The organism is Paenibacillus oleatilyticus (assembly GCF_018998565.1).
Taxonomy (GTDB): Bacteria; Bacillota; Bacilli; order Paenibacillales; family NBRC-103111; genus Paenibacillus_G; species Paenibacillus_G oleatilyticus.
Genome location: NZ_JAHNZO010000001.1, coordinates 222,539 through 240,271 on the forward strand (window position 1 = coordinate 222,539; position 17,733 = coordinate 240,271).

Consider the following 17,733-nt stretch of genomic DNA (forward strand, 5'->3'; position numbering starts at 1 on the left):
AGCTCTCCTTATCCGGGCGCTTCCTTTACTCCTTCGGATCGACGATGCTGCCGAGGAACAGCAGGCTGCCGGTCTCCGTACTCTGAATCGCCATCAAAAACGGCCGGTCGACGATCATCTCGAACGGCTTGGCCACCGGTGCTGGTGCAGAGGTTGCTTCAACTCTTATAGAGGTAACCGCCGCGGCTTCCGTGCCCCGCTCGTTCATCTCCACGAACGTCTTGTGCTTCACCTCGCTGACCACGACCGGTTTCGGCGATAGCTCGGAAAAGTCCGCCTTGACCGGATCGAACGCCGCAGGCATACCCATCGCTTTCAGCGCATCGTTCAGCTCGTATCCCAGCTCCAGCTTCAGCCTCGGCAGCTTCAAAGTCCCGCTCGCGGAAGGAAACGGCTTGTTCCAAAACGTCTCATCCGCCCACAGCTTCTGCTGAACCTGATCCAATCCGGCCTTTTCGGAGGGCAGGACGACAACCATTGCCAGCTTGCCGTCCGCATAGGGCAGCCGGACCGCCTGGTAATCCGGCTCCTGCACATAATCGAGCCGTCCGGTCAGCGCCATCAGGTTTACAAGCTTCCTCTGTCCCGCTGCCGCATGGAACGTACCGGGCTTTGTGTCTCGCTCCGGAAACGGATGCTGCCACTGCGCTTTGAAGTAGACGGCGTTCAGCAGGTACATGACCGTTTCCTGCGAGATCGGACCCTGCACGATGCTGTCGATTTTGCCGTTCGTTCGCTTGCCGACCCATTGATTGATTTTGCGAACGGCGCTCTCCTGCGCAAAATCGAGCGTATCCGTCTCCGCGCCGTAGAAGTCGCGGTTTCGCTGCAGAAAGCTTTCGTGAAGCGCTACGTCCTTTCTGGCCCAGATCGAATTCGCGACGGAGAGCTGCGTTTCCTTACCCGAATGTTCCAGCAAATCGCGAAGCACCTGATGCCCCCGGTTCCACTCGTCAACGGACAAGCCTTGGCCCTGCAGCGTTTTCCCGATCTGCTCGCGCGTCGCCCCGCCTGCTCCGTGGTAAACCATCGACAGCGCCATCGATACGCTGAACGGCGAAACGAACACGTTGCTGCCGGGATTTTGCTCCGCGATCGTACGGTGCAGCTTCAAGCCGAACGCATTGTCAGCCCGCACGATCCGTGCATCCAAGTCCGCTGGCGCATGCTTTCTGAGGCTGACGTCGCCCCCGGCATTGGCAGCGGTGCAAGCCGAGCACAATAGCGCGGCTGCCAGCAGCAACAGCATTGTTTTTTTCATGGTGACTCCGCATTTCGGCATCTCTCCATCCTCCTCTGTCATGATATGGAAATGGACGCCGCCGGTCATCCGAAGGTTGCAGCCGTGCTGAAATTTGCAGGAGATTAGATCACGTAATCGAGCACCTGCTCGTATGGAAAATACGACTTCCCGGAAGGCGCCGGAGCATACAGATGGAAAGCTACTGCGCGCTGCGGGCCGGAATTGCGAAGCTGGTGAATTTGTTTTTTCGGCGCGTAATAGCAGCTTCCTTCCTCGATTTCAACCTCCCCGGACAAGCAGGGATACCCGTAGCCGTCCAGCCGGAACATCCGGTTCGTAAGCGTGCCTTCGAGCAGCTGCGCACAGCCGACCGATACACCATGATCGTGAATGTACGTTTCGGTTCCGGGAGGCAGATGGATCAGCACCGCTTCGGCGGCATCGGTCCGATATAGGCTCGTTCTCCCGTAAGGCAAGTCCGCAGGCTCTGCAATGTAGGGCGACAAGGCTTCAAGCGACAAATCCATGCCTCTCATAATCGCCTGAAGCTGCTTGGGCGAAGTTCTGCGCAAAGGCAGCGCGTTCAGAATCCGTGCGATGGTTTCGATCCGGTTCATGGATTTCCTCCGTTCATAACATTCTTTTACCGCTTTAATAAGTTCAACTTATAATCTAATATATTCCTCTTTTAACTAAAAAGTTACCTTTTCGTAAAATGCGGTGGCGGTTTCCTTTTTCCCTTAAGAATGTTTTAAGGTTTTGAATCGCTAGTCGTTAAGATTTGCCGGCTATACTAGGTTACAGTCAACATTAGGAAAGGGGAGTGGCCCGCGTGCCGTTTGTCAAGGTTATCCCGGCGTGATATGCTTTTTTTGTCGTCGGCGCCGCCCGGAAAGCACGCCGACCCCACTCCGCAACAACCGAGATTTATTGGAATGAAAAGGAGGACGGCCCCGTGGCGCAGCCTACAATATTGCTCGTCGACGACGAGAAAGAAATTATCGATTTGCTCGAAATTTATTTAAAAAACGAAGGCTACCACCTGCTGCGCGCAGGCAATGGCATCGAAGCGTTAAGCGTGCTGCAAAAGGAAGACGTCGATCTGATCGTACTCGACATCATGATGCCGAAGATGGACGGTATCGAAGCCTGCCTGAAAATACGCGAACAAAAGCATATGCCGATCATTATGCTGTCCGCCAAAAGCCAGGACATGGACAAAATTCTCGGCCTGAGCACCGGCGCGGACGATTACGTCACCAAGCCGTTCAATCCGCTTGAGCTGGTCGCCCGGATCAAGTCGCAGCTGCGCCGCTACACCCGGCTCAATGTTCAGCGGCCGAACAAGGAACACGAGCTGGAGATCGACGAGCTTTCGATCAATACCGCGACGCACGAGGTCAAACTGGACGGCCGGGACATTAAGCTGACGCCGCGCGAATTTGCGATCCTGGAACTGCTGGCCCGCCATCGCGGTACGGTTTGGAGCATCGAGAAAATTTACGAAGCCGTATGGAAGGAAGCCTATTTCGATTCGGACAATACCGTGATGGTACATATCCGGAAAATTCGCGAGAAAATCGAGGAAAATCCGCGGAAACCGAAGTTTATTAAAACGGTTTGGGGAGTGGGATATAAAGTTGAGTAAAAAAGAGAAGATCAAACCGCCGCGCAAGCCCGTGCTTGACCGCTTCCCGTTCACCTGGTTCCCCTTTAATCTGCTGCGGGGCATGATCCTGTTCCTTCAAGATCTGTACAAAATGGCGCGGGTCCATGTGCAGCGCAGCGTCCGGCTGCAGTTGATGCTGACCTTTGCCTTCTGTTTCGGCGTGTCGCTGGCATTCTACGGCATCAGCTCGGCTCTGTTCGGCGCCGTCAACAAGAGCACGGTCATCGATTACAGTCAAGGGATGGAAAGCATCGATAGCGAAGCCCGCTCGCTCGCGGACCGGTTCCTTACACCTTCGCGACATAGCAGCGGAAACGAGACAAGCGACGAATCTACCGACGATGATTCGAATGAAGCGGGCCGGAGCGAATCCGGACAAGCGGCCGTGCCGCAGGGCTCCGCTGCAGACGGGGGGATGCCGACGCCCAATGCCGGCACTGCCGTTCCTGTCCCTGGCGCAAACGGCCAAGAGCCCGGCAGCGTACCCGGGGTCCCGGCGGCCAATCCGCAGGGTGCGCCGCAGCCAAATCAGCCGAACCAGCCGAATATCCGGCAGGGAGAGAACAAGCAGGAGGACGCCGAGCGGCGCAAAAATTTTGAGAATACGGTCAAACGGCTCGTTACCTACAATAAGCTCAAGATCGTCATTACGGATCTGGAAGGCAAAGTCGTCTTCCGCAGCGAAAATGCGCCGGAAACATACGTCGACGTACACAGCGTCATCCGCAACGCGATGGAAACACGGAACCGGGAATCCGATTCGCGTTCGGAGTTTTCCAGCTTTTACCCGGTGACCTATAACAATCAGAAGGCCTACTTAATCGTCAGCGGTATCCCTCAGCCGAACATCAGCTACCATAAAGGCGAGAACCCGCTTTCCATCCTGGCTTCGCTTGCCGTCTTTATCTTTCTGTTCTACTTTTTAACGCAGCGGAAAATGAGATATATCGAGGAGCTTGCGAGCGGGCTTCGGATTATCGCTACAGGCAATCTGGATCACCGCGTCGTCGAGCGTTCCCAAGACGAGCTCGGATCGCTGGCGAGAGACATGAACTTCATGGTGACCGACTTGCAGCGGAGAATCGAAGAGGAACGGCGCGCCGAGCAGCTCAAGAACGAGCTGATTACGAATGTTTCACACGATTTGCGCACGCCGCTGACGCTCATCATGGGGTATTTGCGGCTGCTGCACGACAAAAATTTCGAAACGCCCGAGCAAGCCGCCGGGTATGTCAGTATCGCCTACAGTAAATCGGAGAAGCTGAAAGGGCTGATCGACGATCTATTCGAATTTACGAAGCTCTCCAATCATGACGTTCCGCTGCACAAGAAGGGCGTCGTGATCAACGAAGTGCTGGAGCAGCTGCTGGAGGAATACGTGACCCTCAGCGAGGAGCAGCAGCTCACGCTGATCCGCAGCCTGCCGCAGGAGCGGCTGCTGGTGCGCATCGATGTGGACAAAATGATCCGCGTATTCGAAAACCTGCTCGGCAACGCGATCAAGTACAGCCCTAAGCCCGGCGTCATTACCTTCGGCATGATCCGCGAACGCGGGCACGTGATCATCCGGATCTCCAACAAAGCGGACGCTTTGACCCGCGACGAGCTGGAGCAGCTGTTCGAACGGTTTTTCCGGGTCGATAAAGCCCGGACATCCGAGACCGGAGGCTCGGGGCTGGGTCTTGCGATCGCAAGAAGCATCGTCGAATCGCACGAAGGCAGTATTTGGGCCGAGTCGGAGAACGGCGAAATTCATTTTTACGTGAAGCTGAAGCTGGCATCTTAGGATGCCGTAGGCTGTTGAGAAAGTGGTCACTTGGGTAATAGAGGTGTACGAGGGGGTGGGGTATCTACTTCCGGCCGCTCTTGTCTGCAGGAAATCTTAATTGATACCGCTTAGCAGCGGGTATTTCCCGCAGACAAAGGCGAACGCTACCGCTCCTCCAGTAGATACCCCACCTCCGTTTCTGTATTTCGGTCAAAAATCTCTTTCTCAACTGCCTGAAGCTGGCATCTTAGGATGCCGGCTTTTTGGTTATTAGGGCACAGACGGATAAAGCGACACGTTCGCCTCGGAAGGTCATTCGCGGTATAATTGGAGCGGACAACGCGAGAAACGAGTCGGGCCCGTACGGCACGCATCGCACAAATGGAGGACAGATCATGAGACATGGATTTTTGCTGGATTTGGACGGGACGCTGTACCATGGGGACCATCCGATCCCTTATGCGGCGGATTTTATCCGCTGGCTGCGGGAGAAAGACTACCCGTTCTTATATGTAACCAACAATTCGTCAAGGACGCCGGAGCAAGTTGCGGCGCACCTCATCAAGACCGGGATCGAAGCCAAACCGGAGGAAGTGCTGACCTCCTCGCAAGCGGCCGTGATGTATTTGCAGGAAACCGGCGCCCGGAACGGACGCGTGCTGTGCATCGGCGAGGAAGGACTGCGAACGGCGCTGAAGGACGGCGGCTTCATACCCGTCACAGAGGACGCCCCGGTAGGAACGGTCGCTGCGGTCGTACAAGGCATCGACCGGGCGTTCCATTACGGCAAGCTGCTTGCGGCCGTCCGCTATATCCGCGGCGGAGCCCCGTACATCCTGACGAATCCCGATCACCTGCTGCCGTGGAACGGCGGGCTGACGCCGGGAGCCGGCTCCATCGCGGCTTCGATCGAACGGGCAAGCGAAACGCCACCCATCGTCATCGGGAAGCCTTCACCGATCATTATGCGCTACGCCGTCACCAAGCTGGGGCTGACCCCTGGTGAGATTTGGACGGTCGGGGACAACCTGAACACCGATATCCGCGGCGGAGCCGACGCAGGCTGCCGGACGGCACTTGTGCTGACCGGACTGGCCAACGCCGCGAATGTGGACGAGCAGATGGCCCGGACGGGCGTGCGTCCCGAGCGGATCTGCACGCATCTGATGGAGCTGGCGGAAAGCCTCGGCTAATCGATGGCGTGCCGCTTCCGGATCTCGCCGATCCGGCGAATGTGGACGTTCGCGTGGCCGGCCATCATTTTCATCAGGCGGCCGGCCGTCTCCTCCTTGCCGGAGGCGATGACGCTGCGGGCCAGCGCTCCCGGCGTATGCTCGCATACGCTAAGCACGTGCTCGCGCAGCAGCCGGAACAGCGCGACTTCGGCGCGGACCGGCCGCGAGGCGTAATGCATGCCCGCAGCCCACGCGTCCTGCGAGAAGCCGTTGCCGTTGTAGGCGCGTCCGCGCTCCGGCCCGGCCAAAGCGAACTTGAGCTTGTGCAGCGCCGCAAGCTCAAGATCCACCACATGGAGCACCTGCTCGCGGATGCTCCATGTGCCGGGCGCCCGGGCCAGATCGAGCCCGGCCTCGCCAAGCCCTTCCAGCGCGGCCTCCAGCCGGTCCGGCCCCGCTGCGAACAAAGCGAGCGTTTCCTCGGCGCTCGGAAACAGCTCCTGCCAGTACGCCGCGCGGTAGCCCTCCGGCGTCGTGATCGTGACGGTCCGCCAGCAGCCCGGCTCCGTCTCGTCGAACCAGCGCCCGCCGGCTTCCGCGGCGCGCTGCTGGAGCCGCTCCAGCGCCTCGCCGGGCGGCGCTGTCACATAAAACCGGCTGCCGGGCGACAGCTCCCGGCAAGCCGGAGCTTGCAGGCGGCGGAGCGCTTCCGCCGCCGTGCCTTCCGCGGCGAGCAGCGCTGCATCGCCGCCGGGCTGACGCAGCAGCGCGTAGCCCGCTGCCGCACACAGCTCCAGGCGCTCCCAGCCGAGCGCCTGCTCGTAAAAGCGCAGCGCCGCCGTCATCTCCGGCACGCGCAGCAGCAGCTTCGCTTGACCCAAGCCGGTTTCCATTCTCCTTCCCCCTTTGCAAAAGCTGTGACGGATTTAGCCCTATTTTACCATATACCGGTCCAACGAACGCCGGAAACGAACAAACACCGCCCTTTGCGAAGGAGCGGTGTTTGGCTTTGTTAGAGATTATTTTATTTCCGATTCGTGTCAACCGGCGACCACAGTTTTGGACCCGCCTTTGCGCGAAGACACGTCATAGTTTTCGAGCTCTTCGTCCGCTTCGTTGTTGAACGCCTCGCGGTCGAATTCTTTCTCCGTTACGGCGACGACAAGAGAGCTGACGGTCGTCCCCGTTGCGTTGATGGCCGTCCGGGCCATATCGAGAATCGCGTCGATGCCGAGTACCATCGCCATCCCCTCGATCGGAAGACCGACGCTGGCCAGCACGACCGTCGTCGAGATCGAAGCCGGTCCGGGTACCCCGGCTACGCCGACGGAAGCGATCATCGCCGAGCCGACGATGAGCAGGTAATGCGTGATCGTCAGATCGATGCCGAACACTTTGGCGACAAAGATCGCGACAATCGCGGGATACAAGCCGCCGCAGCCGTTCATGTTGATGGTAGCGCCCAGCGGAGCGACGAAGCTGGCAATCCGGTCGGATACTTTAAGCCGCTTCGTGATAACCTCCAGGTTGACCGGCAGCGTCGCATAGCTGCTCCGCGTCGTGAAAGCGACGGCCAGCACGGGATAAATCTTTTTCAGGAAGCGGAGCGGGTTGACCCGCGCCACGAACGTCACCAGGAAGCCGTAAGTCAGAACGAAGTGCAGCAAGCAAGCGATGTAAACGGCAATGACCACTTTGCCCATCGGCAGCAGCGAAGCGAGGCCGTATTTCGCAGCCATCGCCGCCATCAGTCCGAACACGCCGTAAGGCGTCAGGCGGATGATCAGCTTCGTCACACGGAACATCACGACGGCGAACGATTGAATGACTTCCTTGATCGGCCGGACCGATTCCGGCTTGCGGTTGCCTTCGATCGTAATGGCGACCGCGACGAACATGGCAAATACGATCACTGGCACGACCTTGCCGGTAGCCATCTCGTTCACCGGGTTTGCCGGTACGAGATCCATAAATACTTTCAGGAACGACGGAATTTCTCTGGCGGCGAATTTCGCATCCTGCACGTACGGAATGCCAGCGCCCGGATCGATGATCACCGCAACGACGACACCGATGGCCGCCGCGATACCGGTCGTGATCAGGAACAAGGCGATCGTTTTCGTTCCGATCTTCCGAAGCATATTCGGATCGGATACGGACGTAATGCTGGAAATGATCGTTGCGATGACGAGCGGCATAACGATCATTTTGATCAGGTTGACGTAGATGGAGCCGATCGTTCCGAGATCTGTCGCCTCTTTACCGAACACCGCCCCGACGACCACGCCGAGCACCATGGCGATTAATACGCGCGTCCCGAAACCTACCTTTTTCTTGGCCGCGAAAAATAGCAACAGCAGGACTACGACAGCAACAGCCCAGCTGGCAATGTATAGGGAATTCACAATCATGCGCCTCCTCAAGAGTATATCCTAATAATCCCCACTCGTTTACTAGGTATTCTATGCCCATTTCCGGCGGCTGTCAATAAGTATTTTATTGCTAAATTATTTTTTCGCGGGCCATCCGGCGACAAAACCGGCTATTCTCTTAAGGCGTCTCTTAATTTCGTCGATTCGTACCGCCGGTCCGCCGACTGCGCGAGCGCTTTGCGCAGCCGCTTGTTTTCGCCCGCCAGCCTCTCGATTTCTCCGATCAGTTCGAGGGCGAAGGCTTGAGCCGCCTCGCCGGGTTCCCGGCTAACGGAGGCCGCCCTTTCTTTATATTCGTTCAACCGCTCTTCTATGCTTTTCATCCGGTTCATCCTTTCCCAAAAGCAAAATTTATCGCAACGAGCTTGGCCACAGGACGAGCGAAGCGCGGTCGGCCTCCGCTCCGAGCTGCCGCAGCGTCCCCGCGGCAGGCGTGTCCAGCACCGGCTCCCCGTTCCATGTATCGATGACCACTTTGCGGACACCCGGCTTCTTCAAAACCGATTGCAGCACGGCCCGAAGCGACTGCAGCCGCTCTTCCTCCGGCAGCCATGCCTCTTCCTGCACGCCGGCCAGCGCGTGCAGCGTGTGCATGCGCCTGCCGTTATTTTCGCACCACAACACCCAGCGCCCGTCGCGGAAGACGAGATCGTTGCCCGGCTTGCGGGCAAAAGCGACGCCCGGCAAGGCCGGCCATCTTACCGTCAATCCGAACGGATTGGCGGGATCGGCGGCCGGAAGCAGCACCGTTTCGCCGCCTCCCGCTTCCCAGACCGCCTCCCGGAGACGCCCTACCGTCTCCGGCGCGGCAAACTGCATCGCCGCAATATCCCGGACCCAGAAGCCGCGGGTCAGCATCCCCCACAGCTCCAGCTGCTTCAACGAGCCGTACACATCGTCCCAGGACCACGGCAGCAGCGTACCGGCGAGGTCCCGCGTAAGCAGCGCGCTGCCGTCCAGCGCTTGCTTGACCCAAGCGCCGAGCGAGTCGCCTCCGCCCGGCTGCTCCTCCGCCAGCGTCTCCAGCGCATACCAGCGGCCAAGGCCGGATTGGAATTTGGCGGCGGTTTTGGCCGTGGTCTTCCTGCCGCTTCCGTTCATCCGCAGCGGCGCAAACTGGTCGTTGGAGACTAGCCCCTCCCAAGCCAGCTCGATCAAATCCCCCGTCAGCTCCGATGGGACGCTTCCCGTTTCACGGCTGAGCGCCGACAGGAAGCTTGCGCCCTTACGCCGGAGCAGCTCCACCAGCGGCTCGTGCTTCGAGGCCGTTCCCCGCTTGAGCAGAGGGGCGTAAAGTTCCTTCGCTTCCGCCAGAAAGAAGGCGACCCGGCCTTCCTTCTCACCCGCTTCCTTGCGCCCGATCCAGATCACCTCGCCCGCCGCGCACAGCCGGTCGAGCGTTTCTTTGCGGTAATCGGTCAAGCGCAAAGGAAACACCGACGCCTCCCATTCGGACAGTGGCAAAAACCAGCCCTGCAGCTTGCCGATCACGTCCCGGAGCCCCTCTTCCCCGCTGAGGCGGCTGCCCGGAAGGACATGCTGCGCGGCCATCAAGAACCGGCAGTACCGGACCGGATCGACCGGATCGGCCTGCCCGCGCAGCGCCCGTTCGGCTCTGCGAATCCGGCGCTCTGCCGTTTCGCGGCTCACCCAAGTCCGCGGCCCGTCTTCGCTTCCGCCAAGAGCCGGTTCGATCGTCCCGTCCGCGGCCCATTGCCTCACGAGATCGTCGACAAGCGGCAAAGCCGCGCCATACCGGGCGGCAAGCTCTTCCGCCGTAAATGACGCGCGGTGCTCCATGTAACGGGTCAGCACAAACCGCGCGGCCAGCGGATCGTCTGCAAACCGCGCATACGTATCCGCTTCGTCGGAGCAGATCCAGCGCTCTTCTCCGCCGACTTCGATCTGGCGCGCTTTGCCTTCCTCTTCCAATCGGCGGAGCAGCCTGCCGATTTCTTCCACCTGCCCCGCCTCGTCGGCGCCGCTATCGGCGGCCAGCCTCGCCATCTCGGCGACGGTCCGGTCGCCTCGCTGCTTCAGAATGCGCAGCAGCGTCTCCGGCTGCTCCAGCGGGGCGGAAGCCGGCCACGGCTCCTCCTCCGCAGCGTCCCGGTCCGGCTGCCCGGCCCCCAGCACCGGGCTCTCGCCGAACAGCCGTCCGGCCTGCGCCCGCTCCAGACCGAGCAGTTGCAGTTGAATATCTTTGCCGACGGCGTCGGACTCGTAAATTTGGGCGCCCATGAACTCGGTCAGAAACGCCGCGGCCAGCGGCGAAGGAAATAGGCTCTCGCGCACGTTCACCTCGAGCGCTCCGGCCTCAATCTGCTCCAGCGCCTCCCGCACCCGCGGCATGTCCAGCTCCTCCTGCAGGCAAATGCGCATCGCCTCACCGAGAAAAGGAAACCGCTCGGCGTACGGCAGCGATTCCCGCAGCAGCTCCTCGCTGCGCAGCCGCTTCTTCCACGCTGGCGTCCGCGTAAAGCTTCGCGACAGCAGCAGCGACGTCTCGGCCAGACGGCGGAACGCCGCCCCGAACTGCGGCGAAGACGGCACCGCCTCGCGCAGCAGCGCTTCGAGCCGGGCGGACGTCACACCGCGAAGCATCGCCACGAAGCTTGCGGCCATTCCTTCGTCGGCGCCGGACAAGACAAAATGAATGCCGTTGTCCTTGGCATTCGCGAATAGCCGCACGGGGAACCGCTCCTCCCCATGCTGCCGAAGCGCCAGCAGCCACGTGCGGTTGAACGTCCGGCCGAACGTGCTGTGCACGATGACATGCCACTGCTTCAGCTCGTCCCGGAACCGCTCGATGACGATGCGGCGATGTGTCGGCACCGTCGACACGGCCTTCTGCGACCGAACCAGCGCAATCAGCTCGCCCGCGGCTCCGGCGTCCAGCCCGTAATCCCGGGTAAGCCAGTCGAGCGTGCTATGCGGCTCCTCCCGTTCGAGCCGGCGCTCCAGCTCGTCCATGAACTTCCCGATGTCCCGCGACAATTCATACGTGCGACCCTGCCCTTCGCCCCGCCAAAACGGAATCTCGCTGAACCGGTTGCCCGCTTCGACGACGTACACCCGGTCGTTTTTGATCGATTGAATTTTCCAGGACGACGTTCCAAGCTGGAACACGTCGCCGACCCGGCTTTCGTGAATATATTCCTCGTCCAGCTCGCCGATGTGCACACGTCTGTCCGCATGATGCACCGGGTAGGCGCTGCTCTGGGGAATCGTGCCGGCCCCCATAATGGCGGCCATACCCGTTACCCCTCGGCGGGACAGTACGCCTGTGTCGCGGTTCCAATCCAGGAGAGGACGAACGAACGGGTAATACCCGGACAGCACCTGCAGCACGTCCAATAGCCGCTCCCGCGGAAAATCCCGGTACCCGTAGCTGCCGGCCAACACGCGGGCCAGTTCATGGATCGTCCAGTCGCCCCCCGCCACCATCGCCGCAATTTGCTGGCACAAAACGTCCAGCGACTGCACCGGGATGCGGATTTCCTCAATGTCGCGCTCCAGCACGCGGCGGGACAGCACGGCACATTCCGGCAGTTGGCCGCGGCTGCGCGCCAGAATGACGCCCCGGCTGACGCCGCCTACGCTGTGTCCGGCCCGGCCGATGCGCTGAATTCCCGCGGCTGCGCTCTTCGGCGAATCGATCTGCACCACGAGATCGATATGGCCGACGTCGATGCCCAGCTCCAGCGAAGACGTCGCTACGAGGCAGCGAAGCTCGCCCGCTTTGAGCGCGCGCTCCACCTCAAGCCGCTGCTCCCGGGAGACGCTGCCGTGATGCGAGCGGGCCAATTCGTAGCCGACATGGTCGTTCAGCCGCAGCGTCAGCCGCTCGCACAGCCGCCGGTTGTTGGCGAAGATCAGCACGGACCGGCTTCCTTCCATAAGCTTCACGAGACGTTCGGTGACCGGCCCCCAGACGGCTTCCTGCTTGTCCTGCGTAATGAACGTTTGCTCCGGCATCGTGACGACAAGCTGAAGCGCTTTGTCCATTCGGCTCTCCACAATGTTCACCGGACGAGGCCGCATGGGGACGTCCGCAATCGTTTCATGACCGGCTTCCACAGCCACATCCGCGCCCGCTACGGTCTCGTCCGATCCGGCACCCCTTCCGGTTTGAGCTTCATCCGACCCGCTACCTTCCGCCATCGCCTCGCCGTTCGAGCCCCCTGTTTCCGCAGGCTCCCAGCCTCCGAGAAAACGGGCGACCCGCTCGATCGGCTTCTGCGTCGCCGACACGCCGATGCGCTGCGGGGAACGGCCGCACCAAGCGACGAGACGCTCCAGCGTCACCGACAAATGCAGTCCTCTGGCTCCTTCGGCCAGGTCGTGAATTTCGTCTACAATCACATGGCGAACGGTCCGCAGCATGTCTCTGCCTTTCAGAGACGTTAGCAAAATATACAGCGACTCGGGTGTCGTCACGAGCACGTCCGGCGGCTGCCGCAGCATCGACGCCCGGGTGCTCTGCGTCGTATCGCCCGTACGGACGCCAACGGTCAACCCCGGCCACGGCAGGCCGGTCTCCTCCGCCGTCCGCTCCAATTGATCGATGAAGCCGACAACGTGATGGTGAATATCGTTGTTCAGCGCCTTGAGCGGCGTGACGTACAGCAGCTTAACTCCCCGGACCGCTCCGTCCGCGGCCTTCCCGGTCACGATCCGGTCCAAGCAGGGCAGCAGCGCCGCAAGCGTCTTGCCCGAACCCGTCGGCGCGGCGATCAAGGTATGAGCGCCCGAACCGATCGACTCCCACGCCCGCAGTTGCACCTCCGTCGGCTTCCCGAACGTCTGCCCGAACCAGGCGGCAAGCAGCGGATGAAACCCGATTGGCGACTCCGCATCCATGTTCGTTTCCCCTTCTTCCCCTAAATTTCTTCCCAAATGTACGTTCGATATCGGTATCATACCAAAAAACAGGCGCCGGCACATCCAAGCGAAATTCCGTCTTCCCCGCCGTCCGGGCCGCTGTCTTCCATTGACACATGTTCAACTCGGTGCTACGATTCATTCGAATAAATTAAATCTAACCTATTAACACTTTAAATATCGGATTATTCAAATGAGGAGCTGAAAAGCATGGCTGATCCTATGGATCACGCGATCGAGCGGTTTGAAAAAGCGTTTTTTACAATGTTCCAAAAACTCGGGCCGGGGTTGGCATTGCCTGCCGATCTGAATTTGACGGGGCCCCAGATCATGATGCTGTATACGATCGTCCGGTGCGAGCCGTGCCAGGTCGGCCGGCTGGCCCAACGGATGGAAGTGACGCCGAGCGCGATTACCGTCATGATCGACCGTCTGGTACAAAACGGGTTCGTGCACCGGAGACACGACGAGAACGACAGGCGCGTCGTGCTTCTGGAAGCGACCGAACAGGCGCGCGAAGCGCTGCTCCGTATCCGGGCGCTCCGTTCGGAAGTGATCAACACCTACTTGTCCTATCTGGAGCCGCACGAATTGGAGCCGTTCCTGCAAAGCTTCGAGAAAATCGCCCATAAAATGTCCGAGTAAGACATAAAAAGGACCGCCCTAATGAGCTGCCCCCCAATGGTTAGACATAGCCTAACCCCCTTGGAGGCGAGATCATCGGAGCGGTCCTCTTTATGATTATTTTCGCTTAAAAATTCGGTATGAGTCGGATCAATTTATCCGGGGTGCCGTCGCCGTTCTTGTCGCCGTTGTTGCTTGTAATGAAGTAGAGCGAACGGTCCGGCGCTTCAATGATCTCACGGATCCGGCCGTAGGTATTTTTATACAGGTAGCTCAGGTTGCCGATCACCGGCTTGCCGTTCTGCTCTTTTACCTGCATGCGGATGATCTGCTTGCCGACGAGGTTGGACACGAGCAGATCCCCTTTCCACGGTCCGTCGGAGACGAACGTGATGCCCGACGGGGCCCATCTTGTATTGCCGCTGTGAATGAGGGGCGGCGTAATGCCCGGCTTGTTCTGATTGTCGCCTTCGTAATCCGGCCATCCGTAGTTGGCTCCCGGCACGATAAGGTTGATTTCGTCCTTGGCGGCTTCACCGTGCTCCGAGGAGAAGAGGCGGTTCGTTCCCGGCTGCCAGGCAAGTCCTTGCGGGTTGCGGTGGCCTCTCGTATACACCGGCGAGCTGGCGCCGAACGGGTTGTCGCTCGGAATCGTGCCGTCCAGGTTTAAACGGAAAATTTTTCCTCCGAGGTACGTCAGCGTATCGTCCGTTTTGCCGTAGTTGCCGTTGCTGAAATACAACTTGTTATCCGGGCCGACCTTGAGCCGTCCGCCGTTGTGATAGACCGCGCCGGGCAGCTTGTCGAGCAGCACTTTGTCGAGCTTTGCCGTATTGTTATTCTCGATCAGGCGGACCAAACGGTTTTTCACGGTATTATTGGAATCCTTGTAAGTATGGTACAAGTACATGTAATGGTTGGTCTCAAAATTCGGGTCGAGCGCAATCCCCAGCAGCCCGCCTTCGCTTTTCGGCTGATAGTAGAACGGCGCTCCGAGCGTAATGACCGGCGTGCTGCGCACTTGGCCGTTGACGACTACGCGGACGCGGCCGCTGTTGCGCTCGGTGAAGAAAATCCGTCCGTCCGGAGCAAGCGCCAACGCCCACGGAACCTCCAGATTGTCCGCTACGACCTGCAGCGTATACGGATCGGTAGAAGTCGCCGAAGTCTTCACGGAAACCGTGTTGCTGGCCGCCGATACGTTGCCCGCCAAATCTCTCGCTTTTACAGTAAAGCTGTACGTCGTGTTCGCCTTGAGGCCGCTGACGGTAAAGGTCGTGCCGGTCGTGCTGTCCGCCAGTGTCCCGTCTTTGTACACCTCGTATTTGTACACGCCCACATTGTCCGTCGATGCCGTCCAGGCCAAGGAAACGGAGGAGGAGGTTTTGCCCGGACTGGTCAGATTGGAAGGAGCTGTCGGGCTTTGCGTATCCGGCTGTGCCGCCGTCGTCACGCTGAGCGGTGTACTGGCTTCCGATACGCGTCCTTCTGCATCTTTCGCTTTCACAGTAAAGCTGTACGTCGTGTTCGCCTTGAGGCCCGTTACCTTAAAGGACGTTGCTGTCGTCGTGCTGCCGGCAAGCTGGCCGTCCCGGTAAACGTCATAGCCGGTGACGCCGATATCGTCCACCGAGGCAAGCCACGTCAGGTCTACGCTGGTGTCCGTTTTGCTGTCCACAGCCACATTGGTCGGAGCCGTCGGCGGGTAGACGTCCCCCGACGCGTTGACGGTCACTTTGCTTATCGTAGCCGTGCTGGCCGTGTTCACGTCATGGCTGGTGACCGCCAGACCGAAATATACATTCGCCCCCATGGCGACCGTTACGCTGCCGATATCTCCCCAGTTCATGCCGTTATTGGAGACAAAGCCTTTGATCACGTTGCCGGTCCGCTGCAGCTTCACCCAGGCAGGGCTTGAAGACGCTTGCTTGACCGATTCCGTCGATCCTCCCGCCGTGGTCCGGTACTGGAACGTGAAGCCGTTGGACGGGGACAGGAGCAGGTCGGCATGCTTTGCATCGGCATTCAGGTTCTCGCGGATCATGATTCCCGCTTTCGCCCAGCCGTCCGTATTCGTTTGGGAGGTGATCAGAGCAACGATCGACCCGTCCCCGCTCCAGGGCCGGTACACATAGCGGAATTGGTCCGACGTGCCCCAAATATCTTTGCCCGCGCCGGATACGGTGAACACATCGGTATTCGCATCGTACAGAGCGCTGCCGGCTACGGCCGGGGAACCGATATCCTTCGACTGCCACGGAGCCGGAATTTCGCCCGGTCCCGGAGCGTTCGTCGTGACCGATACCGGCGAGCTGGCGGCCGATTGGTTGCCGGCGGCATCTTTGGCCTTGACGGTAAACGAATAAGCCGTGCTTGCGGTCAGTCCCGTTACCGTGTACGACGTATCGGCGACATCGGCCTTAACAAGCGTCCCGTCGCGGTAGATGTCGTAAGCGGTCACGCCGACGTTATCCGTTGAAGCGGCCCAGGTCAACGTCACGGTCGTATCCGTCTTGCCAGCCGCAGCTACGTTCGTCGGCTCGGTCGGAGCCGTCGTATCGGCCTTGGTCGTTACGCTGAGCTGGCTGCTGGCGGCCGACGAGTTGCCGGCGGCATCCTTCGCCTTCACCGTAAAGCTGTACGCCGTGCCTGGCGTCAGCCCTACGACGGAATACGAGGTGCCGAGCGGGCTTCCGATCAAGGTCCCGTTCTGGAACACGTCGTAGCCCGCAACCCCGACATTGTCCGTCGAAGCCGTCCATGACAGATCCACGGTCGTTTCGGTTTGATTCGGCGAGTTCAGACCTGTCGGTACGGAAGGCGCCGTCGTATCCGATCCGCCAAGGCTTACGTTGGTAAAGGTGGCGGTGTTTAGCTTCGAAACGTTATGGCTCGAAACGGCTAAACCGACATAAACGCTGCTTCCCATCGCAACGGTCGTCTGGCTTACTTCCGTCCAGGTCGATCCGTCCGTGGAATACGAGCCTTTGAACGTATTGCCGTCACGCTCAAGCTTCAGCCACGACGGACTCGTTGCATTCGTCTTCACGCTGGTCGTCGACCCGCCTACGGCGTTCCGGTACTGGAATGTATACAAGCCGGACGGAACCGCGGCGATATCGACGTGCTTGGCGTTCGCATCGAGCGTCTCGCGGATCATCAGCCCCGCCTTCGCGAAGTCGTCGGTATTGCCTTGTCCCGTCACTTGCGCGATGATCGCGCCGCTGCCGGTTAACGGCTGATACACGTAATGGAATTGGTCTGAGGTGCCCCAGATGTCCTTGCCCGCTCCCTTCACCGTATACACGCCCGTACCGGGATTGAAGTCCGCGCTGCCCGCCAGCGCCGGGGAGCCGATATCTTTGTTCGACCATGGACTGGGAACAGCTGCCATCGTTCCGATGCTTCCGCTGCCGTAGACGGCGGAGGTAGTCGTTGCCGAAGCGTTCGATTTCCCCGTTTCCAGGCTGTCTTGCCGCGCCTCCTGCCCGAACCCTTGAGCGGGCACCAGGAGCTGCAGCGCGAGCAGCACGGAAATTCCTAATGCTTTTGCCGCTTTAACCTTCATCCTCAAATCATGCTCCCTTCCATGAATTTTGCAAAAAATAAGACGTATAAGCCGAAGCCACCGGTTTCCCCCACCTCCCTTCCTAACCGCCATCGCCTGCTTTTTTTCTACCCTATAACAAAAAAAGAGACGGCAACCTTAGTTTTCAGAAACTTGAACTGAACGGAAAGGTGTCATCTCTTGGACCGATAACCATATATTAACATCATCATACCTTTATCATAGTGATTTTTCCATTTCCTTTATTGATCTCTTACTTGCCGGATATTGACAAAGATTATTGTATAGAAAAACGGGCCCTTTCAGGCCCGTCGAGTTTGTTGAAAAAGTGGTCAATTGAAGTAATAGAGAGATGTACAAGGGGGTGGGG

11 protein-coding genes are annotated in these 17,733 nt (G+C 59.4%); 4 read left to right on the forward strand and 7 right to left on the reverse strand.

What is annotated here, in order from left to right; translation table 11 throughout:
* Nucleotides 1-25 precede the first annotated feature (25 nt).
* Nucleotides 26-1,282 (reverse strand): serpin family protein, encoded by a 1,257-nt coding sequence (locus KQX66_RS01050; RefSeq protein ID WP_216788743.1) that lies wholly within the window; start codon nt 1,280-1,282, stop codon nt 26-28.
* Nucleotides 1,283-1,365: 83 nt separating this feature from the next.
* Nucleotides 1,366-1,860 carry a cysteine dioxygenase gene (locus KQX66_RS01055; protein ID WP_216788744.1) on the reverse strand — a complete coding sequence of 165 codons (495 nt, stop codon included), beginning with the start codon at nt 1,858-1,860 and terminating at the stop codon, nt 1,366-1,368.
* Between the two features lie 338 nt (nt 1,861-2,198).
* Here KQX66_RS01055 and KQX66_RS01060 point away from each other — a divergent pair, with 338 nt between their 5' ends.
* The 3 genes from KQX66_RS01060 to KQX66_RS01070 all read left to right on the forward strand — a co-directional run bounded on the left by KQX66_RS01060 (nt 2,199) and on the right by KQX66_RS01070 (nt 5,873).
* Nucleotides 2,199-2,891, forward strand: a complete 693-nt coding sequence (locus KQX66_RS01060) for a response regulator transcription factor (RefSeq protein ID WP_216788745.1) — start codon at nt 2,199-2,201, stop codon at nt 2,889-2,891.
* A complete protein-coding gene (locus KQX66_RS01065) occupies nt 2,884-4,698 on the forward strand; it encodes a sensor histidine kinase (RefSeq protein ID WP_216788746.1) in 1,815 nt (604 codons plus the stop codon). The genes KQX66_RS01060 and KQX66_RS01065 overlap by 8 nt, the downstream gene beginning before the upstream one ends.
* A 377-nt stretch (nt 4,699-5,075) precedes the next feature.
* The gene (locus tag KQX66_RS01070; protein ID WP_216788748.1) at nt 5,076-5,873 is read left to right on the forward strand and encodes an HAD-IIA family hydrolase; all 798 of its coding nucleotides are present in this window, start codon (nt 5,076-5,078) and stop codon (nt 5,871-5,873) included.
* Here the strand turns inward: KQX66_RS01070 and KQX66_RS01075 are convergent.
* From KQX66_RS01075 to KQX66_RS01090, 4 genes are all read right to left on the reverse strand, one after another.
* Nucleotides 5,870-6,748, reverse strand: a complete 879-nt coding sequence (locus KQX66_RS01075) for a DinB family protein (RefSeq protein ID WP_216788750.1) — start codon at nt 6,746-6,748, stop codon at nt 5,870-5,872. The genes KQX66_RS01070 and KQX66_RS01075 overlap by 4 nt on opposite strands.
* A gap of 147 nt (nt 6,749-6,895) precedes the next feature.
* Nucleotides 6,896-8,266: a dicarboxylate/amino acid:cation symporter gene (locus KQX66_RS01080; RefSeq protein ID WP_216788752.1), complete on the reverse strand. Its 1,371-nt coding sequence runs from the start codon at nt 8,264-8,266 to the stop codon at nt 6,896-6,898.
* A gap of 131 nt (nt 8,267-8,397) precedes the next feature.
* Nucleotides 8,398-8,610 carry a hypothetical protein gene (locus KQX66_RS01085; protein ID WP_216788754.1) on the reverse strand — a complete coding sequence of 71 codons (213 nt, stop codon included), beginning with the start codon at nt 8,608-8,610 and terminating at the stop codon, nt 8,398-8,400.
* Nucleotides 8,611-8,638: 28 nt separating this feature from the next.
* Nucleotides 8,639-13,150, reverse strand: a complete 4,512-nt coding sequence (locus KQX66_RS01090; protein WP_216788756.1) for a DEAD/DEAH box helicase — start codon at nt 13,148-13,150, stop codon at nt 8,639-8,641.
* 231 nt (nt 13,151-13,381) lie between these two features.
* Between KQX66_RS01090 and KQX66_RS01095 the strand changes: the two genes are divergently transcribed.
* Nucleotides 13,382-13,816, forward strand: coding sequence for a MarR family winged helix-turn-helix transcriptional regulator (locus KQX66_RS01095; protein ID WP_216788759.1), 435 nt, complete (start codon nt 13,382-13,384; stop codon nt 13,814-13,816).
* 106 nt (nt 13,817-13,922) lie between these two features.
* Here KQX66_RS01095 and KQX66_RS01100 read toward each other — a convergent pair whose 3' ends face one another.
* Nucleotides 13,923-17,363, reverse strand: coding sequence for a PQQ-dependent sugar dehydrogenase (locus KQX66_RS01100; protein WP_216788761.1), 3,441 nt, complete (start codon nt 17,361-17,363; stop codon nt 13,923-13,925).
* Nucleotides 17,364-17,733 lie beyond the last annotated feature (370 nt).

Bases quoted from the DNA above. Each gene is read 5' to 3' on its own strand.
- KQX66_RS01050 (WP_216788743.1), bottom strand. From the start codon at position 1,282: ATGCCGAAATGCGGAGTCACCATGAAAAAAACAATGCTGTTGCTGCTG.
- KQX66_RS01055 (WP_216788744.1), bottom strand. From the start codon at position 1,860: ATGAACCGGATCGAAACCATCGCACGGATTCTGAACGCGCTGCCTTTG.
- KQX66_RS01070 (WP_216788748.1), top strand. From the start codon at position 5,076: ATGAGACATGGATTTTTGCTGGATTTGGACGGGACGCTGTACCATGGG.
- KQX66_RS01075 (WP_216788750.1), bottom strand. From the start codon at position 6,748: ATGGAAACCGGCTTGGGTCAAGCGAAGCTGCTGCTGCGCGTGCCGGAG.
- KQX66_RS01080 (WP_216788752.1), bottom strand. From the start codon at position 8,266: ATGATTGTGAATTCCCTATACATTGCCAGCTGGGCTGTTGCTGTCGTA.
- KQX66_RS01085 (WP_216788754.1), bottom strand. From the start codon at position 8,610: ATGAAAAGCATAGAAGAGCGGTTGAACGAATATAAAGAAAGGGCGGCC.
- KQX66_RS01090 (WP_216788756.1), bottom strand. From the start codon at position 13,150: ATGGATGCGGAGTCGCCAATCGGGTTTCATCCGCTGCTTGCCGCCTGG.
- KQX66_RS01095 (WP_216788759.1), top strand. From the start codon at position 13,382: ATGGCTGATCCTATGGATCACGCGATCGAGCGGTTTGAAAAAGCGTTT.
- KQX66_RS01100 (WP_216788761.1), bottom strand. From the start codon at position 17,363: ATGAAGGTTAAAGCGGCAAAAGCATTAGGAATTTCCGTGCTGCTCGCG.